26 protein-coding genes and 1 riboswitch are annotated in these 26,485 nt (G+C 53.4%); of the genes, 19 read left to right on the forward strand and 7 right to left on the reverse strand.

The features are described 5' to 3' along the window. The first annotated feature begins 97 nt into the window (after window positions 1-97). The 5 genes from aqpZ (at window position 98) to WN16_RS18800 (ending at window position 6,437) form a co-directional block, all read left to right on the forward strand. Window positions 98-793 (forward strand): aquaporin Z, encoded by a 696-nt coding sequence (gene aqpZ, locus WN16_RS18780; protein ID WP_003840208.1) that lies wholly within the window; start codon window positions 98-100, stop codon window positions 791-793. 144 nt (window positions 794-937) lie between these two features. Further along, window positions 938-1,837, forward strand: a complete 900-nt coding sequence (locus tag WN16_RS18785) for a lysine exporter LysO family protein (RefSeq protein WP_044701893.1) — start codon at window positions 938-940, stop codon at window positions 1,835-1,837. 155 nt (window positions 1,838-1,992) lie between these two features. Continuing rightward, a complete protein-coding gene (hcp, locus tag WN16_RS18790) occupies window positions 1,993-3,645 on the forward strand; it encodes a hydroxylamine reductase (protein ID WP_044701892.1) in 1,653 nt (550 codons plus the stop codon). 10 nt (window positions 3,646-3,655) lie between these two features. After that, window positions 3,656-4,624 carry an NADH oxidoreductase gene (gene hcr, locus WN16_RS18795; protein ID WP_003027256.1) on the forward strand — a complete coding sequence of 323 codons (969 nt, stop codon included), beginning with the start codon at window positions 3,656-3,658 and terminating at the stop codon, window positions 4,622-4,624. 199 nt (window positions 4,625-4,823) lie between these two features. Beyond that, window positions 4,824-6,437 carry an FAD-NAD(P)-binding protein gene (locus WN16_RS18800; protein ID WP_044701891.1) on the forward strand — a complete coding sequence of 538 codons (1,614 nt, stop codon included), beginning with the start codon at window positions 4,824-4,826 and terminating at the stop codon, window positions 6,435-6,437. A 75-nt stretch (window positions 6,438-6,512) separates the two neighbouring features. Here the strand turns inward: WN16_RS18800 and WN16_RS18805 are convergent, their stop codons facing one another. After that, the gene (locus tag WN16_RS18805) at window positions 6,513-6,947 is read right to left on the reverse strand and encodes a DoxX family protein (protein WP_044701888.1); all 435 of its coding nucleotides are present in this window, start codon (window positions 6,945-6,947) and stop codon (window positions 6,513-6,515) included. Between the two features lie 152 nt (window positions 6,948-7,099). Between WN16_RS18805 and poxB the strand changes: the two genes are divergently transcribed. From poxB to WN16_RS18825, 4 genes are all read left to right on the forward strand, one after another. Continuing rightward, window positions 7,100-8,818: a ubiquinone-dependent pyruvate dehydrogenase gene (poxB, locus tag WN16_RS18810; protein WP_103790823.1), complete on the forward strand. Its 1,719-nt coding sequence runs from the start codon at window positions 7,100-7,102 to the stop codon at window positions 8,816-8,818. 36 nt (window positions 8,819-8,854) lie between these two features. Further along, on the forward strand, window positions 8,855-9,856 hold the full coding sequence (gene ltaE, locus WN16_RS18815) for a low-specificity L-threonine aldolase (RefSeq protein WP_044701886.1): 1,002 nt from the start codon (window positions 8,855-8,857) through the stop codon (window positions 9,854-9,856). 10 nt (window positions 9,857-9,866) lie between these two features. Further along, window positions 9,867-11,297: an SDR family oxidoreductase gene (locus WN16_RS18820; protein ID WP_044701955.1), complete on the forward strand. Its 1,431-nt coding sequence runs from the start codon at window positions 9,867-9,869 to the stop codon at window positions 11,295-11,297. A gap of 97 nt (window positions 11,298-11,394) precedes the next feature. Next, the gene (locus WN16_RS18825) at window positions 11,395-12,408 is read left to right on the forward strand and encodes an NAD(P)-dependent oxidoreductase (protein ID WP_003840192.1); all 1,014 of its coding nucleotides are present in this window, start codon (window positions 11,395-11,397) and stop codon (window positions 12,406-12,408) included. A gap of 105 nt (window positions 12,409-12,513) precedes the next feature. Here the strand turns inward: WN16_RS18825 and WN16_RS18830 are convergent, their stop codons facing one another. Further along, window positions 12,514-13,344, reverse strand: coding sequence for an N-acetylmuramoyl-L-alanine amidase (locus WN16_RS18830; RefSeq protein WP_044701884.1), 831 nt, complete (start codon window positions 13,342-13,344; stop codon window positions 12,514-12,516). Next, a complete protein-coding gene (locus WN16_RS18835; RefSeq protein ID WP_001160725.1) occupies window positions 13,341-13,664 on the reverse strand; it encodes a heavy metal-binding domain-containing protein in 324 nt (107 codons plus the stop codon). Before WN16_RS18835 ends, WN16_RS18830 begins: the two co-directional genes overlap by 4 nt. Before the next feature lie 126 nt (window positions 13,665-13,790). Here WN16_RS18835 and WN16_RS18840 point away from each other — a divergent pair, with 126 nt between their 5' ends. The 7 genes from WN16_RS18840 to yegS all read left to right on the forward strand — a co-directional run bounded on the left by WN16_RS18840 (window position 13,791) and on the right by yegS (window position 19,423). Beyond that, window positions 13,791-14,306 carry a lipoprotein gene (locus WN16_RS18840; RefSeq protein WP_044701881.1) on the forward strand — a complete coding sequence of 172 codons (516 nt, stop codon included), beginning with the start codon at window positions 13,791-13,793 and terminating at the stop codon, window positions 14,304-14,306. Window positions 14,307-14,531: 225 nt separating this feature from the next. Continuing rightward, a complete protein-coding gene (gene artP, locus WN16_RS18845; RefSeq protein WP_003027295.1) occupies window positions 14,532-15,260 on the forward strand; it encodes an arginine ABC transporter ATP-binding protein ArtP in 729 nt (242 codons plus the stop codon). Window positions 15,261-15,276: 16 nt separating this feature from the next. After that, complete coding sequence (gene artI, locus WN16_RS18850; protein ID WP_044701878.1) at window positions 15,277-16,008, forward strand: arginine ABC transporter substrate-binding protein ArtI; 732 nt, start codon at window positions 15,277-15,279, stop codon at window positions 16,006-16,008. Window positions 16,009-16,014: 6 nt separating this feature from the next. Next, window positions 16,015-16,731: an arginine ABC transporter permease ArtQ gene (gene artQ / locus WN16_RS18855; protein WP_003027301.1), complete on the forward strand. Its 717-nt coding sequence runs from the start codon at window positions 16,015-16,017 to the stop codon at window positions 16,729-16,731. Next, window positions 16,731-17,399, forward strand: a complete 669-nt coding sequence (gene artM / locus WN16_RS18860; protein WP_003840185.1) for an arginine ABC transporter permease ArtM — start codon at window positions 16,731-16,733, stop codon at window positions 17,397-17,399. The genes artQ and artM overlap by 1 nt, the downstream gene beginning before the upstream one ends. A gap of 261 nt (window positions 17,400-17,660) precedes the next feature. Next, a complete protein-coding gene (gene artJ / locus WN16_RS18865; protein ID WP_003834417.1) occupies window positions 17,661-18,392 on the forward strand; it encodes an arginine ABC transporter substrate-binding protein ArtJ in 732 nt (243 codons plus the stop codon). Window positions 18,393-18,523: 131 nt separating this feature from the next. Then, window positions 18,524-19,423, forward strand: a complete 900-nt coding sequence (gene yegS, locus WN16_RS18870; protein ID WP_003027310.1) for a lipid kinase YegS — start codon at window positions 18,524-18,526, stop codon at window positions 19,421-19,423. A gap of 22 nt (window positions 19,424-19,445) precedes the next feature. On the opposite strand, the gene fbaB is transcribed toward yegS, so the two are convergent. After that, window positions 19,446-20,498, reverse strand: coding sequence for a class I fructose-bisphosphate aldolase (fbaB, locus tag WN16_RS18875; protein WP_003027312.1), 1,053 nt, complete (start codon window positions 20,496-20,498; stop codon window positions 19,446-19,448). A 252-nt stretch (window positions 20,499-20,750) separates the two neighbouring features. Between fbaB and WN16_RS18885 the strand changes: the two genes are divergently transcribed. From WN16_RS18885 to WN16_RS18895, 3 genes are read left to right on the forward strand one after another with little or no spacing between them, the layout of a single operon-like run. Further along, window positions 20,751-22,028, forward strand: coding sequence for a nucleoside permease (locus tag WN16_RS18885; RefSeq protein WP_003027315.1), 1,278 nt, complete (start codon window positions 20,751-20,753; stop codon window positions 22,026-22,028). Then, on the forward strand, window positions 22,025-23,029 hold the full coding sequence (locus WN16_RS18890; RefSeq protein WP_044701877.1) for an ADP-ribosylglycohydrolase family protein: 1,005 nt from the start codon (window positions 22,025-22,027) through the stop codon (window positions 23,027-23,029). The genes WN16_RS18885 and WN16_RS18890 overlap by 4 nt, the downstream gene beginning before the upstream one ends. Next, window positions 23,026-23,991, forward strand: a complete 966-nt coding sequence (locus WN16_RS18895) for a PfkB family carbohydrate kinase (protein ID WP_044701874.1) — start codon at window positions 23,026-23,028, stop codon at window positions 23,989-23,991. Before WN16_RS18890 ends, WN16_RS18895 begins: the two co-directional genes overlap by 4 nt. On the opposite strand, the gene WN16_RS18900 is transcribed toward WN16_RS18895, so the two are convergent. From WN16_RS18900 to thiM, 3 genes are read right to left on the reverse strand one after another with little or no spacing between them, the layout of a single operon-like run. Then, window positions 23,965-24,711: a GntR family transcriptional regulator gene (locus WN16_RS18900; RefSeq protein WP_003027325.1), complete on the reverse strand. Its 747-nt coding sequence runs from the start codon at window positions 24,709-24,711 to the stop codon at window positions 23,965-23,967. The genes WN16_RS18895 and WN16_RS18900 overlap by 27 nt on opposite strands. Window positions 24,712-24,753: 42 nt before the next feature. Then, on the reverse strand, window positions 24,754-25,554 hold the full coding sequence (thiD, locus tag WN16_RS18905; RefSeq protein ID WP_003027328.1) for a bifunctional hydroxymethylpyrimidine kinase/phosphomethylpyrimidine kinase: 801 nt from the start codon (window positions 25,552-25,554) through the stop codon (window positions 24,754-24,756). Between the two features lie 2 nt (window positions 25,555-25,556). After that, a complete protein-coding gene (gene thiM / locus WN16_RS18910) occupies window positions 25,557-26,339 on the reverse strand; it encodes a hydroxyethylthiazole kinase (protein WP_044701867.1) in 783 nt (260 codons plus the stop codon). A gap of 31 nt (window positions 26,340-26,370) precedes the next feature. Continuing rightward, window positions 26,371-26,467, reverse strand: a riboswitch (TPP riboswitch). Window positions 26,468-26,485 lie beyond the last annotated feature (18 nt).

Genomic DNA, 26,485 nt, shown 5'->3' on the forward strand with positions numbered 1-26,485 from the left:
ATTTTTTTCTAAAATACCCGCTCTTTCATCATCGTCCCTTTTAGCGATGAATTACCGGGCAAGGAATACGAACCCGGAACTTTTAATTGAGGTGGTTATGTTCAGGAAATTAGCAGCTGAATTCTTCGGTACGTTTTGGCTCGTTTTTGGTGGGTGCGGTAGTGCAGTGCTGGCAGCCGCATTCCCGGAATTGGGAATTGGATTTGCCGGTGTCGCGCTGGCATTCGGCCTGACCGTATTAACCATGGCATTCGCCGTGGGTCATATTTCAGGTGGGCATTTTAACCCGGCGGTAACCTTCGGTTTATGGGCTGGCGGTCGTTTCCCGGCAAAAGATGTTATTGGTTACGTTATTGCTCAGGTTGTAGGCGGTATTGTTGCAGCAGCGGCACTGTATCTTATTGCCAGCGGTAAAGCGGGTTTTGATGCAACGGCCAGTGGTTTTGCATCAAACGGCTTTGGTGAACATTCACCAGGCGGTTATTCCATGCTTTCTGCCGTCGTCATTGAAATTATTCTGACCGCAGGCTTCTTATTAGTGATCCACGGCGCGACCGATAAACATGCTCCGGCAGGTTTTGCACCTATCGCAATTGGTCTGGCATTAACTTTGATCCACTTGATCAGTATTCCAGTCACCAACACCTCCGTAAACCCGGCACGTAGTACCGCAGTAGCCATTTTCCAGGGCGGCTGGGCATTGCAACAATTGTGGTTCTTCTGGGTTATGCCGATTATCGGTGGGGTACTCGGCGGCCTTATTTACCGCACTCTGCTGGAAAAACGCGATTAATCGCTAACAAAAAAGGCCTGGCGCAAGTCAGGTCTTTTTTATCCTCTCTATATTTCCTTTTATTTGCAACTTTACTCCCCTCTTTGCTTTGAGTAGTGTGTGCTAGCGCATTTCGTCTTACTTCTCAGCAAGGATCTGGTTTTCATGTTTTCAGGGCTGTTAATCATTCTGGTTCCCCTTATTGTGGGCTACCTTATTCCGCTCCGGCACAGGACTGCATTACAACTTATCAATCGCCTGTTGAGCTGGATCGTCTACCTTATTCTCTTTTTTATGGGTATTAGCCTGGCGTTTCTGGATAATCTCGCCAGCAACCTGTTAGCTATTCTTCATTATTCTGCGGTCAGCGTGACGGTCATTATACTGTGTAATATTGCGGCGCTGTTCTGGCTGGAGCGTTCGCTGCCCTGGAGACACAACCACAAGCAAGAAAAACTCCCCTCGCGAATTGCAATGGCGCTTGAGTCGCTCCAGCTTTGCGGCGTCGTCGTCATCGGTTTCCTGCTCGGCCTCACTGGGCTTCCCATTCTGCAGCATGCCACCGAAGCCAGCGAATATACGTTAATCTTTTTACTGTTCCTGGTGGGGATCCAACTGCGCAACAGCGGTATGACCTTAAAGCAAATTGTACTGAACCGTCGGGGGATGATCGTAGCCGTCGTCGTCGTCGCCAGTTCGATGCTGGCGGGGGTTATCAATGCATTTATCCTCGGTCTGCCGCTGAAAACCGCGCTGGCGATGGCATCAGGTTTTGGCTGGTATTCCCTGTCCGGTATTCTGTTGACCGAATCGTTCGGACCCGTAATTGGTAGCGCCGCCTTCTTTAACGACCTGGCCCGTGAACTGATCGCCATTATGTTGATTCCAGGAATGGTGGGCCGCAGCCGCTCTACCGCGCTGGGATTATGCGGCGCGACATCAATGGATTTCACCCTGCCCGTTTTACAACGCAGCGGCGGCTTGGAAATGGTCCCGGCAGCCATCGTCCACGGCTTTATTTTGAGTCTGTTAGTGCCTCTGCTGATGGCGTTTTTCTCCGCCTGACGCTCGGGCAAATACCTCTCTGGCGGTAGTCAGCTACCGCCAAAATTGCGCTAAATCAATCTCCCTGCAAGTAGTAGCAGAAATCCCTTTTATCCCTACGCGCACAGGCATAATCTTAAACATGTATATTAAATATAACTTTAAAAGGTGTGACCATGTTTTGTGTGCAATGTGAACAAACCATCCGTACTCCGGCAGGAAACGGCTGCTCTTACGCGCAGGGTATGTGCGGTAAAACGGCTGAAACCTCCGATTTGCAGGATCTGCTGATTGCTTCCCTACAAGGTCTGTCTGCATGGGCTGTTAAAGCACGTGAATACGGCATCATCGACCATGAGGTTGATAACTTTGCGCCGCGTGCGTTCTTCTCCACGCTGACTAACGTAAACTTCGATTCCCCGCGTATTGTTGGCTATGCCCGTGAAGCTATCGCCATGCGCGACGCCCTGAAAGCACAATGCCTGGCTAAAGACGCTAACGCCACCGTCGATAACCCGATGGCCGATCTGCAACTGGTCAGCGACGATCTGGGCGACCTGCAACGTCAGGCCGCTGAATTCACCCCGAATAAAGACAAAGCGACCATCGGCGATAATATCCTCGGCCTGCGTCTGCTGTGTCTGTACGGCCTGAAAGGTGCGGCAGCTTACATGGAGCACGCCCACGTTCTTGGTCAGTACGACAACGATATCTATGCTCAGTACCACAAAATCATGGCGTGGCTGGGTACCTGGCCTTCCGATATGAACGCTCTGCTGGAGTGTTCAATGGAAATCGGCCAGATGAACTTCAAAGTGATGAGCATTCTGGACGCCGGTGAAACCACTAAATACGGTCACCCGACCCCGACTCAGGTCAACGTAAAAGCAACCGAAGGTAAGTGCATCCTGATCTCCGGTCACGACCTGAAAGATCTCTACAACCTGCTTGAGCAGACTGAAGGCACCGGTGTTAACGTTTATACCCACGGCGAAATGCTGCCAGCACACGGCTATCCGGAACTGCGTAAGTTCAAACACCTAATCGGTAACTACGGCAGCGGCTGGCAGAACCAGCAGGTTGAATTCGCCCGCTTCCCTGGCCCAATCGTGATGACCTCTAACTGCATCATCGACCCAACCGTTGGCGCCTACGACGACCGTATCTGGACCCGTAGCATCGTCGGCTGGCCGGGCGTGAGCCACCTTGAAGGTGACGATTTCGGTCCGGTTATCGCACAGGCGCAGCAGATGGCTGGCTTCCCGTACAGTGAAATTCCGCACCTGATCACCGTAGGTTTCGGTCGTCAGACCCTGCTGGGCGCTGCTGATACCCTGATCGACCTGGTGAGCCGTGAAAAACTGCGTCACATCTTCCTGGTTGGCGGTTGTGACGGCGCACGTGGTGAACGTAACTACTTCACCGACTTCGCCACCAGCGTGCCGGATGACTGCCTGATCTTGACCCTTGCTTGCGGTAAATACCGTTTCAACAAACTGGAATTCGGCGATATCGAAGGTCTGCCGCGTCTGGTCGATGCCGGTCAGTGTAACGATGCCTACTCTGCCATTATCCTGGCGGTAACCCTGGCTGAGAAACTGGGCTGTGGCGTGAACGATCTGCCGCTGTCTCTGGTACTCTCCTGGTTCGAACAGAAAGCGATTGTTATTCTGCTGACCCTGCTGTCTCTGGGCGTGAAAAACATCGTAACTGGCCCGACTGCGCCTGGTTTCTTCACACCGGATCTGCTGGCAGTTCTCAACGAGAAATTTGGTCTGCGTTCCGTGACCACCGTTGAAGAAGACATGAAGCAACTGCTGAGCGCGTAAGGAGTAAAGAATGACAATGCCAACTCATCAGTGCCCATGGCGGATGCAGGTTCACCACATCCATCAGGAAACGCCGGATGTATGGACAATTTCGTTGCTGTGCCACGATTATTATCCTTACCGCGCCGGGCAGTATGCACTGGTCAGCGTACGTAATTCAGCGGATACGCTGCGTGCTTACACCATTTCCTCAACGCCGGGCGTTAGCGAGTACATTACGTTGACCATCCGCCGGATTGACGATGGTGCAGGTTCACAGTGGCTAACCCGCGACGTGAAGCGCGGCGACTATATCTGGCTGTCCGATGCCATGGGTGAGTTCACCTGTGAAGATAAAGCGGAAGACAAGTTCCTGATGCTGGCCGCAGGCTGTGGTGTTACGCCAATCATGTCAATGCGTCGCTGGTTGGCAAAGTACCGCCCGCAAGCGGATGTACAGGTAATCTTTAACGTTCGCTCGCCGCAAGATGTCATTTTTGCCGACGAGTGGCGTGAATATCCGGTGACATTAGTTGCTGAAAACAATGCCACCGAAGGTTTTGTTTCTGGCCGACTGACTACCGAACTGCTGAAAAGCGTACCGGATCTGACCTCGCGTACAGTGATGACCTGTGGCCCGGCACCGTATATGGATCTGGTCGAGAAAGAAGTCAAAGCACTGGGTGTGACGCGCTTCTTTAAAGAGCAGTTCTTCACACCTGTTGCCGAAGCCGCCACCAGTGGTCTGAAGTTTACTAAGCTACAGCCGGCGAAAGAGTTCTATGCGCCGGTGGGCAGTACGCTGCTGGAAGCGCTGGAAAGCAACAAGGTTCCGGTTGTCGCCGCATGCCGTGCAGGCGTTTGCGGCTGCTGCAAAACCAAAGTGGTTGACGGTAACTACACGGTCAGCAGCACCATGACGCTGACCGACGCAGAAATCGCTGAAGGTTATGTGCTGGCCTGTTCCTGCCATCCGCAGGGTGATTTAGTGCTGGCGTAATTGGCCGGTATCTGATGTGCAAAAGGCTGCCTGGCTGTACCGGGTGGCCTTTTTTATGCTCTCAGGCGCCGCAAAATTCTGATATTTTCACTCTCCCCGGCAAAATACCTCCTTCCCCCGTAAATTATCGACCACACTTACACTTCGCAGATTAAGCATAATCCAGGACTACCACGTCGAACTTTCTACAAGGATCCCCATGAAAAAAGTGGCCATTGTCGGCGTCGGTCCCACCGGCATTTATACGTTTTATGCCCTGGTTGAGCGCGGTGAACCGCTGGAAATAGAGCTTTATGAGCAAGCTGAACAGGCGGGCGTTGGCATGCCTTATAACAGCGACAACAACGCAGACTTCATGCTGGCAAATATAGCCAGCATAGAGATCCCACCGATTTATATCAGTTATCTGACGTGGCTACAGAATCAAAGTGATGACTATCTGGCGCAGTTTCGGATTGAACGTAATTCTTTGCATGAACGGCAATTTTTGCCCCGCGTGATCCTCGGTGACTATTATCGCGATCGTTTATTCGCTATCGTCGAGAAAGCGCGAGGCTCAGGCTTCGCGATTAGCATAAACGAATCAAGCGAAGTCACCGACCTGTGCGCAAACCCGAATGGGGTCTCTCTGTGGATCAATCATGCTTCACAGCCTGTCGAGGTGGACTTCGCCGCTATCGCCACCGGCCATCTGTGGCCTGAAACGGATGTACAGACACGGAAGTTTTTCCCCAGCCCGTGGACCGGTCTGATGGACGTCCAGATTAGCGCTTGCCGGGTAGGAATTCTCGGCACCTCGCTCAGCGCGATTGACGCAGCGATGGCCGTGGCCTGCCAACACGGTGCCTTCACCACCGGGGCTGATAACGCACTCCAGTTTATCTGTAAATCCGACAGCCAAAGCCTGAAGCTGACCCTAATGTCGCGCAACGGTGTGCTGCCTGAAGCGGATTTTTACTGCCCTCTGCCCTATGAATCGTTGAATATCGCAACGCCTGAAGCAATTGAAGACGTCATTGTCTATGGGCAAAAAAGATTACTGGACCGCATTTTCCGGATTATTGTACAACAACTGCAAGATGCAGCCCCGCAATGGAGCCAAGAGATAGCACTTGAGACGCTCAACGCCGATACATTCCCCGAGGCCTACTTTGCCGACAGGCTTGAGCACGAACCTTTTGAATGGGCGAAGCGCAACCTGATTGAAGTTGAACGCAACAAACAGGAACAGCGTACCGTCGCGTGGCGCTATACCCTGCTGCGGCTACACGAGGTAATCGAAGAGATCGTCCCACATCTTGATCCGCCTGATGAAAAGCGCTTTAAGCAAGGACTGGCGCGCGTGTTTATCGATAATTATGCGGCAATCCCGTCTGAATCAGTCCGCCGACTGCTGGCGCTGCACGACGCCGGGCTGATTGAGATCCTCACACTTGGTGCGGATTATGAGCGTACGAATGAGCAGGAAATGACGGTAATTTACCACCACGGTCGACGCAGCGAATTCGATGTGTTTATTGATGCCCGAGGGCAACGGGCATTGCAGAGCAAAGATATCCCTTTCCCAACGCTACGCCATCAACTGCTGGCCTGTGGCGATGAGATCCCGGACATCGGCGAAGATTACACGCTGCAAGCGCCGGAAAACGCCCGCAATCGCATCGCTTTTGGCGGGCTGCCGTGGTTGATGCACGATCGTCCGTTTATTCAGGGACTGGTTGTCAGTGCTGAAATAGGCGCCGCGATGGCAAGGGCATTGACGCAGCGAGCGCTGAGACGTCGGCACAAACTATGGAACAGTGATGACATATAGATTAGCGACAGATTGAACGACGAGGCGGGCAAACCGTTAGCGCCCCCCGCCTCGGTATTGACTCTCAAATGGTAACTATCGCCAGGCAGAATTTCCTGCAACGGAGTAACGCCCCGCCCCCAAAAACGCCACGGCCAGCGCACCGATGAAGAAATACACCAGACTTTCAATCGCCCATGCACCGGTTTTATCCAGTGTCCAGGTTTCGCCCATCCCGACCATCAGCCATGCCACAACCATCGTAAACGCCAGCCCCAACGCTGCCGGACGCGTCAGGATGCCTAGAATAATCAGACACGGCGCTACAACCTCTCCCAGCAGAACGCCGTACGCAATAAAGCCCGGGAAACCTTTCGCTATCAACATACCGCTGATGCCATCAATACCAGCAAACAGTTTATGCAGCCCATGAAACAGCATCAGCCCACCGACGGCAAGGCGTAACAAAAACTTGCCAAAATCTTCGTGAGCCAGTATCCGGTTAACTGTATTTAATAGTTTTATAACCATTTGAATTTATTCCTTGTTTCACCATGTCCAATAACAAACTACGCTTAATACAGATTAAATGAAACCTGCCGGAAATAAGGGGTAATGAGAAGCATAACGATTATCTTCATCTAAACTTGTAACCGGTATCACATTAGAGGAGAAGGAAAACCATGAAACAAACGGTTGCCGCTTTTATTGCTAAAACACTCGAACAAGCTGGCGTTAAACGTATTTGGGGTGTGACGGGAGACTCGCTCAATGGCCTTAGTGACAGTCTGAATCGTATGGGCACGATTGACTGGATGCCAACCCGCCATGAAGAGGTTGCCGCTTTTGCCGCAGGCGCAGAAGCCCAACTGACCGGTGAGCTGGCCGTCTGTGCCGGCTCATGCGGACCGGGAAACCTGCACCTGATTAACGGCCTGTTTGATTGCCACCGCAACCATGTCCCGGTGCTGGCGATTGCCGCGCATATTCCCTCCAGTGAGATAGGCAGCGGTTATTTTCAGGAGACCCACCCGCAGGAGTTGTTCCGTGAATGTAGCCACTATTGCGAGCTGGTCTCCAGCCCTGAGCAGATCCCCCAGGTGCTGGCTATAGCTATGCGTAAAGCGGTGCTCAACCGTGGCGTCTCCGTGGTGGTATTACCCGGTGACGTGGCGCTGAAGCCCGCCCCTGAAAGCGCCACCACGCATTGGTATCATGCGCCGCTCCCGGTAGTCACCCCGGAAGAGGAAGAGCTGAGAAAACTGGCGCAACTGCTGCGCTACTCCAGCAACATCGCCCTGATGTGCGGCAGCGGCTGCGCCGGTGCGCATAAAGAGCTGGTTGAGTTTGCGGCTAAAATCAAAGCCCCGATCGTGCACGCTCTGCGCGGGAAAGAGCATGTTGAGTACGATAACCCCTATGACGTGGGTATGACCGGGCTGATTGGCTTTTCATCCGGCTTCCATACCATGATGAATGCCGACACGCTGATCCTGCTCGGCACCCAGTTCCCCTATCGCCCGTTCTACCCCACCGACGCCAAAATTATTCAGATTGATATCAATCCGGCGAGTATTGGCGCGCACAGTAAAGTTGATATGGCGCTGGTAGGCGATATTAAATCCACGTTACGTGCCCTACTACCTCTGGTGGAAGAGAAAACCGAGCGGCAGTTCCTGGACAAAGCACTGGAGCACTACCGCGAGGCGCGCAAAGGGCTGGATGATTTAGCCAAACCCAGCGATAAAGCCATTCACCCGCAATATCTGGCTCAACAGATCAGCCACTTTGCCGCTGACGATGCCATCTTTACCTGCGACGTTGGCACGCCAACGGTGTGGGCAGCACGCTATCTGAAAATGAACGGCAAACGTCGCCTGCTCGGATCGTTTAACCACGGGTCGATGGCTAATGCCATGCCGCAGGCACTCGGCGCACAAGCGACCGAACCAGGACGTCAGGTTGTGGCAATGTGCGGTGACGGCGGCTTTAGCATGCTGATGGGCGATTTTCTGTCGGTGGTACAAATGAAGTTACCGGTGAAGATTATTGTCTTCAACAACAGCGTGCTGGGATTTGTGGCGATGGAGATGAAAGCTGGTGGTTATCTGACTGACGGCACCGAACTACACGACACGAATTTCGCGCGGATTGCCGAGGCCTGTGGCATCACGGGCATTCGCGTGGAGAAATCTTCAGAGGTTGATGAGGCGCTGCAAAGGGCGATGTCAATTGACGGTCCGGTGCTGGTCGATGTGGTGGTGGAGAAAGAAGAGCTGGCGATCCCGCCGCAGATCAAGCTCGAACAAGCCAAAGGTTTTAGCCTGTATATGCTGCGCGCAATCATCAGCGGACGCGGTGATGAAGTGATCGAACTAGCGAAAACTAACTGGCTCAGGTAAAACAGAGGGCATTACCTCACTTAAAAAGGAATGCCCGTGATTGATTTACGCAGTGATACTGTCACCCGACCCAGTCGCGCCATGCTCGAAGAGATGATGGCCGCCCCGATCGGGGACGACGTCTACGGTGATGATCCTACCGTTAATGCCCTCCAGCAATACGCGGCCGAGCTTTCTGGCAAAGAAGCCGCCATTTTCTTACCTACCGGCACTCAGGCGAACCTGGTTGCACTGCTCAGCCATTGTCAGCGCGGCGAAGAGTATATCGCCGGTCAGGGCGCGCATAACTATCTCTACGAAGCGGGTGGCGCAGCGGTGCTCGGCAGCATTCAACCGCAACCCATCGATGCCGCGCCGGATGGCTCCCTGCCGCTGGACAAAGTGGCAGCAAAAATCAAAGCAGACGATATCCATTTTGCCCGCACCCGTCTGCTCAGTCTGGAAAACACGCATAACGGAAAAGTGCTGCCGCGCGAGTATCTGAAAGAGGCCTGGGAATTCACCCGGGAGCGCAATCTTGCCCTGCACGTCGACGGCGCGCGTATTTTTAACGCCGTCGTCGCCTATGGCTGTGAGCTTAAAGATGTCACGCAATACTGCGACTCGTTCACCATTTGTCTTTCCAAAGGTCTGGGAACGCCGGTAGGCTCGCTGCTGGTCGGCAGCCACGAGTACATCAAGCGTGCCATTCGCTGGCGCAAAATGACCGGCGGCGGAATGCGCCAGGCGGGTATTTTGGCGGCGGCCGGACTGTATGCGCTGAAAAATAACGTGGCGCGTTTGCAGGAAGACCATGACAACGCCGCCTGGATGGCGGAGCAACTGCGCGAAGCAGGGGCGGACGTCATGCGCCACGACACCAACATGCTGTTTGTGCGCGTTGGCGAAGAGCACGCGGCCGCGCTCGGTGAATATATGAAAGCGCAGGGTGTGCTGATTAACGCCTCCCCGATTGTGCGCCTGGTGATGCATCTGGACGTATCACGTGAACAACTTGCTGAAGTCGTCGCCCACTGGCGCACTTTTTTAACCCAATAAGGAGATGGGCGTGCCGCAACGGATTTTGGTTCTTGGCGCCAGTGGCTACATTGGTCAGCATTTGGTACAGGCGCTCAGTCAGCAAGGGCATCAGGTGTTGGCTGCGGCACGTCGCATTGAACGACTGGAAAAGCAGCAACTGGCCAACGTCAGTTGCCATAAGGTCGATTTGAATTGGCCAGATAACCTCACCCCGCTACTGGTGGGTGTTGATACGGTTTATTACCTGGTCCATGGCATGGGTGAAGGCGGTGATTTTATCGCCCACGAACGTCAGGTGGCGATGAACGTCCGCGATGCACTGCGTAATACACCGGTCAAACAGCTTATTTTCCTGAGCTCATTACAGGCTCCCCGGCATGAACAATCCGATCATCTGCGTGCGCGACAGATAACCGCAGATACTCTGCGTGAATCAGGCGTGCCAATGACGGAATTGCGTGCGGGCATTATCGTGGGGGCAGGTTCCGCTGCCTTTGAAGTGATGCGCGACATGGTCTACAACCTGCCGGTACTCACCCCTCCGCGCTGGGTGCGCTCACGTACCACACCCATCGCGCTGGAGAATTTGATGTACTACCTGGTGGCGTTGTTGGATCATCCCACGCAACATCACCGCGTACTCGAAGCAGCCGGCCCGCAGGTGTTGAGCTATCAGGAACAGTTCGAGCATTTTATGGCGGTCAGCGGTAAACATCGCCTGCTCATCCCCATCCCCTTCCCTACCCGCTGGATTTCGGTCTGGTTTTTAAACGTCATTACGTCAGTACCGCCAACCACGGCCAAGGCGCTGATCCAGGGCTTAAAACACGACCTGCTGGCCGATGACACCAAACTACGTGCGCTGATCCCGCAAAAGCTGATTGCCTTTGATGATGCGGTGCGCAGTACGTTGAAGGAAGAAGAAAAGCTGGTCAACTCCAGCGACTGGGGTTACGACGCACAGGCGTTTGCCCGCTGGCGTCCAGAATATGGCTATTTCGCCAAACAAGCTGGCTTTAGCGTTGAAACCGCCGCCAGCAAAAAAGCACTGTGGCAGGTAGTGAATCGACTCGGCGGCAAAGAAGGCTATTTCTTTGGCAATATTCTATGGAAGACGCGCGCGGCGTTGGACCTGCTGGTCGGCCATAAGCTGGCAAAAGGTCGTCCCGAACACCCACTATTGCAAGTTGGCGACACCGTTGATAGCTGGAAAGTCATCATCGTTGAGCCGGAGAAACAGCTGACGCTGCTGTTTGGGATGAAAGCGCCGGGATTGGGTCGCCTGAGTTTCACACTGGAAGATAAAGGCGATCATCGACGCATTGATGTACGCGCCTGGTGGCATCCACACGGTATGCCTGGCCTCTTCTACTGGCTGTTGATGATCCCCGCCCACCTGTTCATTTTCAGGGGGATGGCGAAGCGTATAGCCAAACTTGCAGAACAAATCACAGACTAATGATAAAAAGAGCCTGTATTCTTTCATGTTTCCCATTGCATACAGGCGTATTTCACGGAAGAATGCGCACGACGTTTTTTAAACACAGTGGATTGATATGAAGGTACTGGTTACCGGAGCCACCAGCGGCTTGGGCCGAAACGCGGTTGAGTTTTTATGCAGCAAAGGCGTCAGCGTCAGAGCCACCGGTCGCAACGAAGCGATGGGCAAGCTGCTGGAGAAAATGGGCGCAGAATTTGTGCATGCGGATTTGACCGAGCTGGTTTCTTCGCAAGCAAAAGTGATGCTTGCCGGCATCGACACGCTGTGGCACTGCTCCAGTTTTACCTCACCGTGGGGAACTCAGGAAGCCTTCGATCTGGCCAACGTTCGCGCAACTCGCCGTCTGGGCGAGTGGGCCGTAGCCTGGGGCGTTCGCAACTTCATTCATATCTCCTCGCCGTCGCTCTATTTTGATTATCACCACCATCGCGATATCAAAGAGGACTTTCGCCCGCACCGCTTCGCCAATGAATTTGCCCGCAGCAAAGCAGCTGGCGAAGACGTGATCGCGTTGCTGGCGCAGGCCAACCCGCAGACGCGTTTTACGGTATTGCGTCCGCAAAGCCTGTTCGGACCACACGATAAGGTCTTTATCCCGCGCCTGGCCCATATGATGTACCACTATGGCAGCATCCTGTTGCCGCACGGCGGAAGTGCGCTGGTAGATATGACCTACTACGAAAATGCAGTGCACGCGATGTGGCTGGCAAGTCAGCAAGCCTGCGATAAGCTGCCGTCAGGTCGCGCGTACAACATTACCAACGGCGAGCATCGCACTCTGCGCAGCATTGTGCAGAAACTCATCGACGAGCTGAATATTGATTGTCGGATCCGCTCCGTTCCCTACCCGATGCTGGACATGATTGCCCGCAGCATGGAGCGCTTAGGCAATAAATCGGCAAAAGAGCCAAAGCTGACGCATTACGGCGTCTCGAAGCTAAATTTTGATTTTACGCTGGATACTACCCGCGCTCAGGAAGAGTTGGGTTATCAGCCCATTGTGACGCTGGATGCAGGGATTGAACGTACCGCGGCCTGGTTGCGCGACCACGGTAAGCTGCCGCGTTAACCATTGCCGGATGGCGGCGCAAGCGCCTTATCCGGCCTACAAAATCCAGCCTAAATTAGCCGTAGGCCTGATAAGCGAAGCACCATCAGGCATTGGTGTTCTGCGTTAACCCTGCCCGTATTTTTCCAGTAACGCTTCGGCAATCGCCTGAGTTTCCGCATCCGCCACGCCGTTCCACAGCGTCGGGCGGAAGTGCATCTGGAAGGCCATAATCACCCGCTGCTGTTCGCGCGGCATCATATCAGATTTTATCTCATAGCCGTAACGCGACAGCAGATCGAGTAAAGATTCGGTTGCTACCGGCGTATGAGGCGCTCGCCCGGCAAGATAAAACGCTACGCGCTGAGTGTCCGGCCACGCGCCAATTCCCTGTTCGGCCAGCACTTTCCATGGGAAAAGCGGTCCAGGATCGTCCTTACGTTGCGGCGCGATGTCCGCATGGGCTACCACGTTCTGCGGTTTTATGTCGTAGCGGGCGATAATATCTTTCGCCAATGGGATCAGCGCCTGAATCTGCGCGGGCTCAAACGGCGCAAAATATTTTATCCCTGCCGATTTTTGCCAGCCGCGGTTTTCCAGCTCAATGCCAATTGAGGTATCGTTAATACGCGTAGCGCCACGCCAGAAGCTAATCCCCGCATGCCAGGCCAGATCTTTTTCCGGCACCAGTTGCCAGATACGCGGTTTGCCGTGATAGAGCGGCGGCACAGCCGGGATCAAATAGTGCGAGCTGACGTTTTTATCGGTCAGCGTAGCCAGAGAAGAGTCAAAATCATCGGCCGTGTAATGGATAACCAGCACTTTAATGCGTGGATAAGCAGCCTGTGCCTGACGGCGGGTATCTAACTGATACCCGTCTTTGTCGACAATCCCTTTTTCGCCAGCACATCCCACCAGCAACAGCGTAAATGCCAGCAGACACAACAGACGCTTCATCGGCGAGTTTTCACCGCGGTACCGCTGACGCTCACCATCAGCATACTGCCGTCTTTGCCCACGGTTTCGTAATCAATATCAATACCGACCACCGCATCAGCACCCAGCGCTTTGGCCTGTTCGCCCAGCTCCTGGAAAGCAATTTCACGCGCTTTACGCAGCTCTTTTTCATACGCGCCGGAGCGACCGCCGACAATATCGCGAATGCCAGCGAAAAAATCGCGGAAAATATTCGCACCTAAAATGGCTTCGCCAGTCACAACACCGCAGTATTCCACGATGCTCTGCCCTTCCAGCGTAGGGGTAGTCGAAAACTGCATGGTTAATCTCCTTTTTGCGCTAAGAGCACGATCTCAAAAGCATTATTGAACCGATCCACTATCATTGAAAGGATATATTCTATCAACGTAGAACACTAATAGTAGAAAGCTAATAAGGAAATCATTATGCGCTACTCGAAACTCTCTCTGCTGGTTCCATGTGCACTACTTCTCAGCGCCTGTACGACCGTGACGCCGGTCTATAAAGATAACGGCACGCGTAGCGGTTCATGCGTAGAAGGCGGGCCAGACAGCGTGGCTCAACAATTCTATGATTACCGTATTCAGCATCGAAACAATGATCTTACCCCACTTCGTCCATACCTTAGCGACAACCTGGCTAAACTGCTGAACGATGCCAGTCGCGATAACGCACACCGCGAGCTGTTTAACAGCGATCCGTTCTCCAGTCGGGCTACGTTACCGGACAGTGCCAGCGTCGCCAGCGCATCGACTATTCCGAATAGTGATGCACGCAACATTCCGCTACGCGTAGAACTGAAACAGGGTGACCAGAGCTGGCGTGATGAAGTGCTGATGATCCGCGAAGGCCAGTGCTGGGTCGTTGATGATGTCCGCTATCTGGGCGGCAGCGTACACGCGCCAGCCGGGACGTTGCGCCAGTCTGTCGAAAACCGTTAATCGCGCCATTTACTCGCCCAAATCATAACCCCCATTAATTGTCTGGCATTCTGCATAGAATGCCGACAATTATTCTTGCCCACTGGTGGCCCCGCTATTTTGTGCTATGTTTAGAGAAGAATGCGGTTTGCATTTAACTTTTAACGCATAAATATTGCATAACTATTCTGTCAAAGGTAGTATCTGCGGCTTCAATAGCTATCAGACTGCCAGTATCGAGTGTCAATGAGTATTCAATTAAACGGCATTAACTGCTTCTACGGCGCACATCAGGCGCTGTTCGATATCACGCTGGATTGCCCTCAGGGTGAAACACTGGTGTTACTTGGCCCAAGTGGAGCCGGGAAAAGCTCGCTACTGCGCGTACTCAACCTGCTTGAGATGCCGCGCTCGGGCACGCTCTCTATTGCGGGTAACCGTTTCGACTTCACGAAAACCCCGTCAGATAAAGCCATTCGGGATCTGCGTCAAAACGTGGGCATGGTCTTCCAGCAATATAATCTTTGGCCGCATCTCACGGTGGTGCAGAACCTGATTGAAGCGCCCTGCCGCGTACTGGGTCTGACAAAAGAGCAAGCGATGGCGCGTGCCGAGAAACTGCTGGAACGACTGCGTCTGAAGCCATACAGCGATCGCTATCCACTGCATCTGTCCGGCGGCCAGCAGCAGCGTGTGGCCATTGCCCGCGCGTTGATGATGGAACCACAGGTGCTGCTGTTTGATGAGCCTACCGCAGCGCTTGACCCGGAAATCACCGCCCAAATCGTCAGCATCATTCGTGAGCTGGCGGAAACCAATATTACTCAGGTGATCGTCACCCACGAAGTGGAAGTTGCTCGTAAAACGGCCAGTCGCGTGGTGTACATGGAAAACGGTCATATCGTCGAGTTTGGGGATGCGAGCTGCTTTGCCAACCCGCAAACCGAAGCGTTTAAAAACTATCTTTCTCACTAAGATTCGGGACAATACAATGAAAAAAGTTCTGATTGCCGCGCTAATCGCAGGTTTTAGTCTTTCCGCTACCGCAGCCCAAACCATTCGTTTCGCCACCGAAGCGTCTTATCCTCCGTTTGAATCGATCGATGCTAACAACAAGATCGTCGGGTTTGACGTTGATCTGGCGAATGCGCTGTGTAAAGAGATTGACGCTACCTGTACCTTCACCAATCAGGCCTTCGACAGCCTGATCCCGAGCCTGAAATTCCGTCGTTTTGACGCGGTGATGGCCGGTATGGACATCACGCCTGAGCGTGAAAAACAGGTTCTGTTCACCACCCCTTACTACGACAACTCTGCGCTGTTTGTTGGCCAACTGGGTAAATACACCAGCATTGATCAGTTGAAAGGCAAAAAAGTCGGCGTTCAAAACGGGACGACGCACCAGAAATTCATCATGGATAAACATCCGGAAGTGACTACCGTGCCGTATGACAGCTATCAGAATGCCAAACTCGATCTGCAAAACGGTCGTATTGACGGCGTCTTTGGTGATACCGCAGTAGTAACAGAGTGGCTGAAAGACAATCCAAAACTGGCCGCGGTTGGCGACAAAGTCACGGATAAAGATTACTTCGGTACTGGTCTGGGCATCGCTGTGCGCCAGGGCAATACCGAGCTGCAGCAGAAATTTAACGCTGCGCTGGAAAAAGTGAAGAAAGATGGGACTTACGAGACCATCTACAACAAATGGTTCCAGAAGTAATATTTGATGAATGAATTTTTTCCTTTAGCAAGCGCCGCCGGGATGACCGTCGGCCTTGCCGTTTGTGCGCTGATCATTGGCCTTGCGCTCGCCATGTTTTTTGCCGTCTGGGAGTCAGTAAAATGGCGCCCGGTGGCATGGGCGGGCTCGGCCCTGGTCACCATCCTGCGCGGTCTGCCAGAAATTCTGGTGGTTCTGTTTATCTATTTCGGCTCCTCACAACTGCTGCTGACGCTGGCCGATGGCTTTACAATCAATCTCGGGTTTGTACAAATCCCGGTTCAGATGCAGATCGAAAACTTCGACGTCAGCCCGTTCCTGTGCGGTGTCATTGCACTGTCATTGCTGTATGCCGCTTACGCGTCGCAAACGCTGCGTGGCGCGCTGAAGGCCGTGCCACTCGGGCAATGGGAGTCAGGTCAGGCGTTAGGTTTGTCTAAAGCAGCGATCTTCTTTCGTCTGGTGATGCCGCAGATGTGGCGTCATGCCTTACCGGGACTGGGTAACCAGTGGCTGGTATTGCTGAAAGATACCGCGCTGGTCAGCCTTATCAGCGTGAACGATCTGATGCTGCAAACGAAGAGTATTGCCACCCGTACCCAGGAGCCGTTTACCTGGTACATTGTGGCAGCCGCTATTTACCTGGTGATTACGCTGGTGAGTCAGTACATTCTCAAACGCATTGACCTGCGCGCGACACGTTTTGAGCGGAGACCAGGCTGATGCTTGAGTATTTACCTGAATTGTTGAAAGGGCTGCATACCAGCCTGACGCTGACGGTCGCCTCCATCGTAGTTGCTCTGGTGCTGGCGCTGATTTTCACCGTCATCCTGACGCTGAAAACGCCGGTGCTGGTGTGGCTGGTTCGCGCCTATATCACACTGTTTACCGGTACACCGCTGCTGGTGCAAATCTTCCTGATCTACTACGGACCAGGACAGTTTCCGGCATTGCAAGAATATCCGGTACTGTGGCATCTGCTCTCTGAACCCTGGTTATGCGCCTTAATTGCGCTGTCGTTAAACAGTGCGGCCTACACTACGCAACTGTTCTACGGCGCTATCCGTGCAATCCCGGAAGGCCAGTGGCAGTCCTGCGGTGCATTGGGGATGAGCAAAAAGGATACGCTGGCGATTCTGTTGCCGTACGCTTTTAAACGCGCCCTCTCCTCGTATTCCAACGAAGTAGTGCTGGTATTTAAAAGTACCTCACTGGCTTACACCATTACGCTGATGGAAGTCATGGGCTATAGCCAACTGCTATATGGCCGCACATACGACGTTATGGTCTTCGGTGCGGCGGGTGTGATTTACCTGATCGTCAACGGCTTGCTGACACTGATGATGCGCTTAATCGAACGTAAAGCGCTGGCGTTTGAACACCGGAATTAAGCATATGCCTGATGGCGCTACGCTTATCAGGCCTACGGTTCATGCACCTTTTGTAGGCCGGATAAGGTGCTAGCACCACCATCCGGCAAATATGCATAAATTAAAATAATAAAGACGGACAACAACCTAAATTGTCCGTCTTTTTTTATGCCAATAAAAATACTTAATCATTTTTATTGCATATAAATTCATTAAATGGCATTGTTACTCCATGCCGCAGACACGGTAATAATCATAAGATTGACAGACGGGAGTTCCACCATGAAAAAGTTAGTACTGGCCGCATTACTTGCTACTTTCGCCGCTGGCGCCTCAGCTGCTGATAAAATTAGTTTCGGTGTATCAGCCACGTATCCGCCATTTGAATCACTGGATGCGAGCAATAAAATTGTCGGTTTTGACATCGACCTGGCAACGGCGCTGTGCAAACAAATGCAGGCAGAATGTACTTTCACCAATCACGCTTTCGATAGCCTGATCCCCGCGCTGAAATTCAAGAAGTATGATGCGGTTATTTCCGGAATGGATATCACACCTGAGCGTAGCAAGCAGGTTGCGTTTACTCAGCCTTACTATGCCAACTCCGCGCTGGTGATTGCGAAAAAAGACACCTATAAAACCTTTGCCGACCTGAAAGGTAAGCGCATCGGTATGGAAAACGGCACCACCCATCAGAAATACCTGCAGGATAAACATCCTGAGGTGAAAACCGTGGCCTACGATAGCTATCAGAATGCGATTATCGACCTGAAAAATGGCCGTATTGATGGCGTATTTGGCGATACTGCTGTGGTTAACGAGTGGCTGAAAACCAACCCGCAGTTAGGCGTAGCCACTGACAAAGTAACCGACCCGCAATACTTCGGTACTGGCCTTGGCATCGCGGTTCGCCCGGATAACAAAGCCCTGCTGGAAAAACTGAACAGCGCGCTGGCGGCAATCAAAGCTGACGGCACGTACAAGAAAATCAGCGATCAGTGGTTCCCGCAGTAACGTCTGCCCAATCTGAAAAGCCGCGCTTTGCGGCTTTTTTTATCTCTTCGCCTGCGCTTTCAGTCAGTTCTTACGCCATAAACACTTTCCTGGCATACACTTGTTAAAACGAAAAAAAGTGAGGCAAACGGATGATAGCGTTCCCTGCCAGTTTACTGATCCTCAATGGAAAAAGTGCTGATAATCTCCCCCTGCGTGATGCCATTGCGAAGCTTCGCGATGAAGGCGTGGAAATCCATGTTCGCGTGACCTGGGAAAAAGGCGATGCCCAACGCTACGTTGATGAAGCTCGTCAGCTAGGCGTTGAAACGGTGATTGCCGGCGGCGGCGACGGCACCATCAACGAAGTTTCGACGGCGCTGATCCAGTCGCAGGGCGACAATATTCCGGCGCTGGGTATTTTACCGTTGGGAACGGCAAATGATTTTGCCACCAGCGTGGGGATACCCGACGACCTCGATAAGGCATTAAAGCTGGCTATCGCCGCAAATGCGACAGCGATCGATATGGTGCAGGTCAATGATAAAACCTGTTTTATCAACATGGCGACCGGCGGCTTCGGCACACGTATCACTACCGAAACGCCGGAAAAACTCAAAGCTGCGTTGGGTGGCGTATCATACTTTATCCACGGATTAATGCGCATGGATACGCTCAAACCCGACGTCTGCGATATTCGTGGGGAAGATTTTCACTGGCAAGGTAAGGCGCTGGTGATTGGTATCGGTAATGGTCGTCAGGCTGGAGGCGGGCAACAGCTTTGCCCAACGGCGCTGATCAACGATGGTCTGTTGCAACTGCGCATTTTTACCGGCGAAGAACTGTTGCCAGGGCTGCTTTCGGCGTTAACGCAATCCGAAGACAACCCTAACATCATCGAGGGCGCATCATCGTGGTTTGATATCCGCGCCCCACACGAAATTACCTTTAATCTTGACGGCGAACCGCTCAGCGGACAGGAGTTTCATATTGAAATCCTGCCTGAGGCGTTACGTTGCAGACTGCCGCCGGGTTGTCCACTGTTGCGCTAACACAACGACACCCCGGCTGTAATCAGGCGATGGTAACTTTGCTGTCCAGATAAACATCCTGCACGGCGTTAATCAGCTTAACGCCGTCGGCCATGGTTTTCTTGAATGCTTTGCGTCCAAGAATCAGCCCCATGCCGCCTGCTCGTTTGTTAATCACCGCCGTACGTACCGCATCACTGAGATCGGTTTCGCCGCCAGCCGCGCCGCCGGAGTTAATTAACCCGGCGCGCCCCATATAACAGTTCGCCAGTTGATAACGTACCAGGTCAATTGGATTCTCGCTGGTCAACTTGGTGTAGACGCGATCGTCGGTGTAGCCAAAATTAACCGCTTTATACCCACCGTTATTTTCCGCCATTTTCTGCTTAACGATATCCGCTCCGATAGTGGCAGCCAGATGGTTAGCCTGTCCGGTAAGATCGGCAGAAACATGGTAATCCACGCCATCTTTTTTAAACGCGGAGTTACGCAGATACGCCCACAACACGGTAACCATACCCAGCTCATGGGCGCGCTCAAACGCGGCCGAAATCTCCTCAATCTGGCGGCGAGATTCCTCAGAACCGAAATAGATGGTTGCCCCTACCGCAACCGCGCCCATATTGAACGCCTGCTCTACGCTGGCATACAGCGTCTGGTCGAACGTATTCGGATAACTCAGCGTTTCGTTGTGGTTAATTTTAACGAGGAACGGAATGCGGTGCGCGTAGCGACGGGAGACAGAAGCCAGCACGCCATAGGTCGATGCCACGCAGTTACACCCTGCTTCGATAGCCAGCTCCACAATATTCTTCGGATCAAAGTACAGCGGGTTAGCCGCAAACGATGCGCCAGCGGAGTGCTCTACCCCCTGGTCCACCGGTAGAATCGACAGATACCCTGTCCCGGCCAGTCGACCCGTGTTATACAGCGTCTGCATATTACGCAGCACGGCAGGCGGCCGGTTGTTATCCACCATCACACGGTCGACGTAATCATGTCCAGGCAGGTAAAGTTGATCAGAAGGAATGGTCATACAACGATGCTGTAAAAGGTTGTCGGCGTCTTTGCCAAGCAACTGCGCAATATCAGTCATAGCTATGCTCCCGTAATTTCCGATTTGAAACCGGAATGTGGATTGTCCTGACCCGCCTTTTTGCGGGCAGCATTAAGCCTGGTACCGACTGCGTATTTTTTCCATCTTTAGCGCACTTTTCAGCAACTTCTGCTGGCTCGATTCAGGAAGAAATAATGTTAAGGCGGTCAAATTTAGACCACAAAGGTATTTTAAAGGTATTATCTAATGGTACTATCAATGCGTACCTTACCTGTCATGAAGGATTTAAAGATGAAAACTACAGTTAAGCTGTCGTTCATGATGTTTGTAGAGTGGTTTATCTGGGGCGCCTGGTTTGTACCGCTGTGGCTGTGGCTGAGTAAAAGCGGCTTTAGCGCCGGGGAGATCGGCTGGTCCTACGCTTGTACCGCGATCGCCGCGATCCTGTCGCCCATTCTGGTCGGTTCAATCACTGACCGCTTTTTCTCCGCGCAAAAAGTGCTGGCGGTGTTGATGTTCGTCGGCGCTATTCTGATGTACTTCGCCGCCCAGCAAACAACCTTCAGCGGATTCTTCCCGCTGTTACTGGCCTATTCGTTGACCTATATGCCGACGATTGCGCTGACTAACAGTATTGCTTTTGCCAACGTACCGGACGTTGAGCGTGATTTCCCGCGCATCCGAGTGATGGGAACCATCGGCTGGATTGCCTCTGGTTTGGCCTGTGGTTTCTTACCGCAAATGCTTGGCTATAGCGACATTTCACCCACCAATATTCCCCTGCTGATCACTGCCGGAAGCTCTGCACTGTTGGGCGTCTTTGCGTTCTTCTTACCGGATACGCCACCAAAAAGTACCGGCAAAATGGATTTCAAAGTCATGCTGGGTCTGGATGCGCTGATCCTGCTGCGCGATAAAAATTTCCTCGTCTTTTTCTTTTGTTCTTTCCTGTTTGCGATGCCACTGGCGTTCTATTACATCTTCGCCAACGGCTACCTGACAGAAGTCGGAATGAAAAACGCCACCGGTTGGATGACGCTGGGCCAGTTCTCTGAAATCTTCTTTATGCTGGCACTACCGTTTTTCACCAAACGATTTGGCATTAAAAAGGTATTATTGCTTGGTCTTATTACTGCGGCGATCCGCTACGGATTTTTCGTTTACGGTGGTGCGGAAGAATATTTCACTTACGCCCTGCTGTTTCTCGGCATTCTGCTGCACGGTGTCAGTTACGACTTCTATTACGTCACGGCCTACATCTATGTCGATAAAAAAGCGCCGGTTCACATGCGCACCGCAGCGCAAGGGCTTATCACCCTCTGCTGTCAGGGATTCGGCAGCCTGCTCGGTTACCGTCTGGGCGGCGTGATGATGGAAAAAATGTTTGCTTACCAGGAACCGGTTAATGGTCTCACCTTTAACTGGGCTGGCATGTGGGGATTTGGCGCGGTCATGATTGCCGTCATTGCCGTGATGTTTATGATTTTCTTTCGCGAATCTGACAAAGAAATCACCGCCATTAAGGTGGACGATCGCGATGTAGCGTTGAAACAAGGGGAAGTAAAATGAAAGCAGAACGTATTCTCGGTGCTCTTTATGGGCAGGCGTTAGGGGATGCGATGGGCATGCCGTCGGAACTGTGGCCAAGAACCCGGGTTAAAGCCCATTTCGGTTGGATCGACAGTTTTTTGCCTGGTCCGGCGGAAAATAATGCTGCCTGCTACTTTAACCAGGCAGAGTTTACTGATGACACGTCTATGGCGCTGTGTCTGGCAGATGCCCTGCTTGAATGCGACGGCGAAATTGTACCAGACGTAATTGGTCGCAATATTCTGGCCTGGGCCGAGCGTTTTGATGCCTTTAATAAAAACGTGCTCGGCCCGACCTCAAAAATTGCGCTCAAAGCCATTCGCGACGGCAAACCTGTCGCCGAACTGGAAAATAATGGCGTGACCAACGGTGCGGCAATGCGCGTTTCGCCACTGGGATGCCTGCTACCCGCCCGCAATCTTGATGCCTTTATCGATGATGTGGCATTGGCCTCCAGCCCGACGCATAAATCGGATCTGGCTATCGCGGGAGCCGTTGTCGTCGCGTGGGCGGTATCGCGCGCCATCGACGGAGGAACATGGTCAGAGATTGTTGATGCGCTGCCTGCCATTGCCCTGCATGCGCAGCAAAAGCGGATCACTACCTTTAGCGCCTCTCTCTCTGCACGCCTTGAGATGGCGCTGAAAATCGTCCGTAATGCCGACGGCATTGAGTCTGCCAGCGAACAGCTGTATCAGGTGGTGGGAGCCGGAACCAGTACGATTGAGTCCGTGCCTTGCGCCATCGCGATGGTCGAACTGGCGCAGACCGATCCCAACCGCTGCGCCATTCTGTGCGCGAACCTCGGCGGCGATACCGATACCATCGGAGCGATGGCTACCGCCATTTGTGGCGCGCTGCACGGCGTCGGCGCGATTGACCCGGCATTGAAGCAGGAGTTGGATGCGGTTAATCAGCTGGACTTTACCCGCTACGCCAGTGGGTTAATGCGACTGCGTGAGCAGCGGGAGGCGCTATGAGCAATACGCATCTGCAACAACTTCTCTCGCAGTTACATACACAGCGGCCAGTAACGGTGGTGGGTGCAGCGGTGATTGATGTCATTGCCGATGCGTATGCCCTTCCCTGGCGAGGCTGTGACATCGAACTCAAACAGCAAGGCGTGAACGTTGGCGGCTGCGCGCTCAATATTGCCGTAGCGCTCAAGCGCTTAGGTATCGACGCCAGTAATGCGTTACCGCTGGGTCAGGGGGTGTGGGCCGACATTATCCGCAATAGGATGGCAAAAGAGGGGCTGCACAGCCTGATCGACAACGCCGAAGGCGATAACGGCTGGTGTCTGGCGCTGGTGGAACCGGATGGCGAACGTACCTTTATGTCCTTTAGCGGCGTTGAGAATCAGTGGAATGCCGCCTGGCTGGCACAGCTGGATATCCCGCGTCATAGCCTGGTGTATCTCTCGGGTTATCAGCTAGCGTCCCCGTGCGGTGAATTGCTGGTGCAGTGGCTGGAAGGACTGGAAGAGGTGACACCGTTTATCGATTTTGGCCCGCGCATCGGCGACATTCCCGAGCCCTTACTGGTACGAATTATGGCCTGCCGTCCGCTGGTGTCACTTAATCGTCAGGAGGCGGAAATTGCTGCCGAGCGATTTGCATTGAGTCAGGATGTGGAAGGTTTTGGCGCAGAATGGGTGCAGCGTTTCACCGCACCGGTGGTCGTGCGTCAGGATAAAGACGGCGCATGGTATTTCAGCGCACAGACATCCGGCTGCGTACCGGCATTTGCAACGGCGGTCATTGATACTATCGGCGCAGGAGACAGCCACGCCGGCGGCATGCTGGCCGGACTAGCGTCTGGCTGGACGCTGGCCGACTCAGTGCTGTTAGGTAACGCGGTGGCGTCCTGGGTAGTTGGGCATCGTGGCGGCGATTGCGCCCCATCACGCGAGGCGCTACTCCTCGCACACAAAAACGTATAGATCGCTACGACAGTAACTGATGCTGTATTCAATAGGCCGTTGCTGCTGGTCAAGCGCTACCTGCTTGATCACCAGTACCGGCACTTTACTATCCATTTGAATGTGCGCCTGGAACTCTGCATCCGGCATTCTGGCGCTAACGCGTGAGCGCGTACGCTGTGGGAAAATATGCTGGCTACGAAAATAGTCATACAGAGAAACACCAATGGCATCCACATCATGAATTAGATGTGCGGGTACCCAAGACTCTTCAATAGATACTGCGTCTTCGTCAACGTAACGAATGCGTTTGAGCAGAAAGACATCACTTCCTGTGACAACTGCCAACTGCTGTGCCACCTCTTCCGGGCAAGGTACAATTCTTTTGTTAACCCACAACGTATCCGGTTTTTTACCGCGCAACACCACCTGCTGAGAAAAACCGCGCGCTTCTTTGAGCGAATACTCGAAGATATTGTTGATTTGCGTTCCGTAACCGCGGGCACGTGTTACTACACCCTCTTCTTCCAGGGCCTGCATCGCCTTGCGTACCGTAATCCGAGAAACGCCGGTCAACTGGCTGAGGTCGCGCTCGCCGGGCAGGATATTGCCGTGTTCCAGGATCCCACTGCGCACAGCATTCTTCACCGTCTGCGCAAATTTCATATACAGCGGCGTGTTATCCGCCGCTGAAATACGTTCATTCAGTTGTGCGATAAGCTGGGTATGCGCTTGTTCCATTTATCTTTTCCCTGGCCGCCGTTTCTGCAGCCAGTATACCCATTACCACCACGCGTGAAAATGATGCACCGGACCAATTCCCTCGCCAACTTCCAGCGTGTCTGCCTGTGCCAGCGCCGCTGAAAGCCACAGTTTGGCTTCCTGTACGGTATCGGCCCAGTTGTTATGGCGCGGACGCAGGGCTGCCAACGCCGCCGATAGCGTACAGCCGGTGCCATGGGTATTTTTGGTCATCACCCTCGGCGCGGTAAAACGCTGCTCGCCTTCGCGAGTAAAGAGCCAGTCGGGGCTTTGCGCGTCATCCAGATGACCGCCCTTCATCAACACCGCCTCGCAACCCAGCGCCCGTAGCGCTCTTCCCTGCTCTAACATCTCCTGCTCAGTCTGCGCATGCGATGCCCCGAGCAGTGCAGCAGCTTCGGGTAAATTAGGGGTGATAATCGAAACCTGTGGCAGCAAACGGGTACGCAGCGTTTCTACCGCCGAGGGTGACAGCAACGGATCGCCGCTTTTTGCCAACATCACCGTGTCCAGCACCACATTTTGTACCCGATGGCGACGCAAACGTTCGGCGACCGCTTCAACAATATCCGTCTCCGCCAACATACCAATTTTTGTGGTGTCGATACGCACATCACTCAACACAGAGTCCAGCTGCGCAGCGACAAAGTCAGGTTCAATACGATACACCGACTGCACCCCGCGCGTATTTTGCGCCACCAACGCCGTAATAACGGAACAGCCGTATGCGCCCAGCGCCGAGAAGGTTTTTAAATCGGCCTGAATACCCGCGCCACCGCTTGGATCGGTTCCGGCGATCGTTAATGCGTTAATCCGTTTCATGCTTACTCCTGGGTGTTCAGGTTATAGAGGACGTCGAGAAATGCCGGGACAAAGCTGCCCGGTCCGTTTGATTGCTCGGTGGCGATTTGCCCGGCCTGTTTCATCCAGCTACAGGCGGAGGCGACGTTATCAAGTCGGTCACCACACAAGGCACAACTGGCTGCAACAACAGCTGATAGCGCGCATCCGGTGCCCACCACGCGAGTCATTAACGGGTCGCCGCCGTCCACGCCAACGGTACGCTGACCATCGGTGACGTAATCCACTTCGCCGGTAACCACGACAATAGTCCCAATCTGACGAGCCAGCGCCTGCGCTGCCGGAAGCGCAGCGACAGCTGTATCGGTTGTATCCACGCCGCGTCCCCCACCGTTCATGCCGGCGAGAGCAAGTATTTCCGAAGCGTTGCCACGAATAGCAGCAGGCTGTAGCGACAGTAAATCCAGACAAAAGCGTCGGCGAAACTCAAGCGCGCCTACGGCAACGGGATCGAGCGTCCACGGGGTTTTAGCATGATAAGCCCGCTCAACGGCGGCGCGCATCGCCGTGGCCCGCTCCTGAGTTAAGGTGCCGACATTAACCAGCAATGCACTGGCAATAGCGGCGAATTGGCTGGCTTCTTCAGGTTCGATCACCATCGCCGGCGATGCGCCCAGTGCCAGTAATGTATTGGCAGTAAAGCTTTGCACGACCTCATTGGTCATACAGTGTGTGAGCGGGGATAGGGTTCTAAATTGGTGCAAAGTGTGAGCCGCGAGCGCGCGGCTGTGCAGGTCAGGCTGCATGGTTCAGCTCCTGCCCGCGCGAAGAAGGGACACGGGCAGTGTCAGACTTCCCTACGCTGGCATTATCCAGATCAGGTGGTACGGGTATTTCTCAGCCCATCAGCGATGGGGCACCCCGAGTCATGAAAATTGAATCTCTATACTTT

Source organism: Citrobacter sp. ABFQG, assembly GCF_004322975.1.
GTDB classification, from domain to species: domain Bacteria; phylum Pseudomonadota; class Gammaproteobacteria; order Enterobacterales; family Enterobacteriaceae; genus Citrobacter; species Citrobacter freundii.

Excerpts from the sequence above, each read along its gene's own strand:
- poxB (WP_103790823.1), top strand. The coding sequence starts at position 7,100 with ATGAAACAAACGGTTGCCGCTTTTATTGCTAAAACACTCGAACAAGCT.
- WN16_RS18895 (WP_044701874.1), top strand. The coding sequence starts at position 23,026 with ATGAGCAATACGCATCTGCAACAACTTCTCTCGCAGTTACATACACAG.
- WN16_RS18840 (WP_044701881.1), top strand. The coding sequence starts at position 13,791 with ATGCGCTACTCGAAACTCTCTCTGCTGGTTCCATGTGCACTACTTCTC.
- WN16_RS18805 (WP_044701888.1), bottom strand. The coding sequence starts at position 6,947 with ATGGTTATAAAACTATTAAATACAGTTAACCGGATACTGGCTCACGAA.
- WN16_RS18800 (WP_044701891.1), top strand. The coding sequence starts at position 4,824 with ATGAAAAAAGTGGCCATTGTCGGCGTCGGTCCCACCGGCATTTATACG.
- aqpZ (WP_003840208.1), top strand. The coding sequence starts at position 98 with ATGTTCAGGAAATTAGCAGCTGAATTCTTCGGTACGTTTTGGCTCGTT.
- WN16_RS18785 (WP_044701893.1), top strand. The coding sequence starts at position 938 with ATGTTTTCAGGGCTGTTAATCATTCTGGTTCCCCTTATTGTGGGCTAC.
- WN16_RS18885 (WP_003027315.1), top strand. The coding sequence starts at position 20,751 with ATGAAAACTACAGTTAAGCTGTCGTTCATGATGTTTGTAGAGTGGTTT.
- thiM (WP_044701867.1), bottom strand. The coding sequence starts at position 26,339 with ATGCAGCCTGACCTGCACAGCCGCGCGCTCGCGGCTCACACTTTGCAC.
- WN16_RS18900 (WP_003027325.1), bottom strand. The coding sequence starts at position 24,711 with ATGGAACAAGCGCATACCCAGCTTATCGCACAACTGAATGAACGTATT.
- artQ (WP_003027301.1), top strand. The coding sequence starts at position 16,015 with ATGAATGAATTTTTTCCTTTAGCAAGCGCCGCCGGGATGACCGTCGGC.
- hcr (WP_003027256.1), top strand. The coding sequence starts at position 3,656 with ATGACAATGCCAACTCATCAGTGCCCATGGCGGATGCAGGTTCACCAC.
- fbaB (WP_003027312.1), bottom strand. The coding sequence starts at position 20,498 with ATGACTGATATTGCGCAGTTGCTTGGCAAAGACGCCGACAACCTTTTA.
- thiD (WP_003027328.1), bottom strand. The coding sequence starts at position 25,554 with ATGAAACGGATTAACGCATTAACGATCGCCGGAACCGATCCAAGCGGT.
- hcp (WP_044701892.1), top strand. The coding sequence starts at position 1,993 with ATGTTTTGTGTGCAATGTGAACAAACCATCCGTACTCCGGCAGGAAAC.
- WN16_RS18890 (WP_044701877.1), top strand. The coding sequence starts at position 22,025 with ATGAAAGCAGAACGTATTCTCGGTGCTCTTTATGGGCAGGCGTTAGGG.
- artI (WP_044701878.1), top strand. The coding sequence starts at position 15,277 with ATGAAAAAAGTTCTGATTGCCGCGCTAATCGCAGGTTTTAGTCTTTCC.
- yegS (WP_003027310.1), top strand. The coding sequence starts at position 18,524 with ATGATAGCGTTCCCTGCCAGTTTACTGATCCTCAATGGAAAAAGTGCT.
- WN16_RS18830 (WP_044701884.1), bottom strand. The coding sequence starts at position 13,344 with ATGAAGCGTCTGTTGTGTCTGCTGGCATTTACGCTGTTGCTGGTGGGA.
- WN16_RS18835 (WP_001160725.1), bottom strand. The coding sequence starts at position 13,664 with ATGCAGTTTTCGACTACCCCTACGCTGGAAGGGCAGAGCATCGTGGAA.
- WN16_RS18825 (WP_003840192.1), top strand. The coding sequence starts at position 11,395 with ATGAAGGTACTGGTTACCGGAGCCACCAGCGGCTTGGGCCGAAACGCG.
- artJ (WP_003834417.1), top strand. The coding sequence starts at position 17,661 with ATGAAAAAGTTAGTACTGGCCGCATTACTTGCTACTTTCGCCGCTGGC.
- artP (WP_003027295.1), top strand. The coding sequence starts at position 14,532 with ATGAGTATTCAATTAAACGGCATTAACTGCTTCTACGGCGCACATCAG.
- artM (WP_003840185.1), top strand. The coding sequence starts at position 16,731 with ATGCTTGAGTATTTACCTGAATTGTTGAAAGGGCTGCATACCAGCCTG.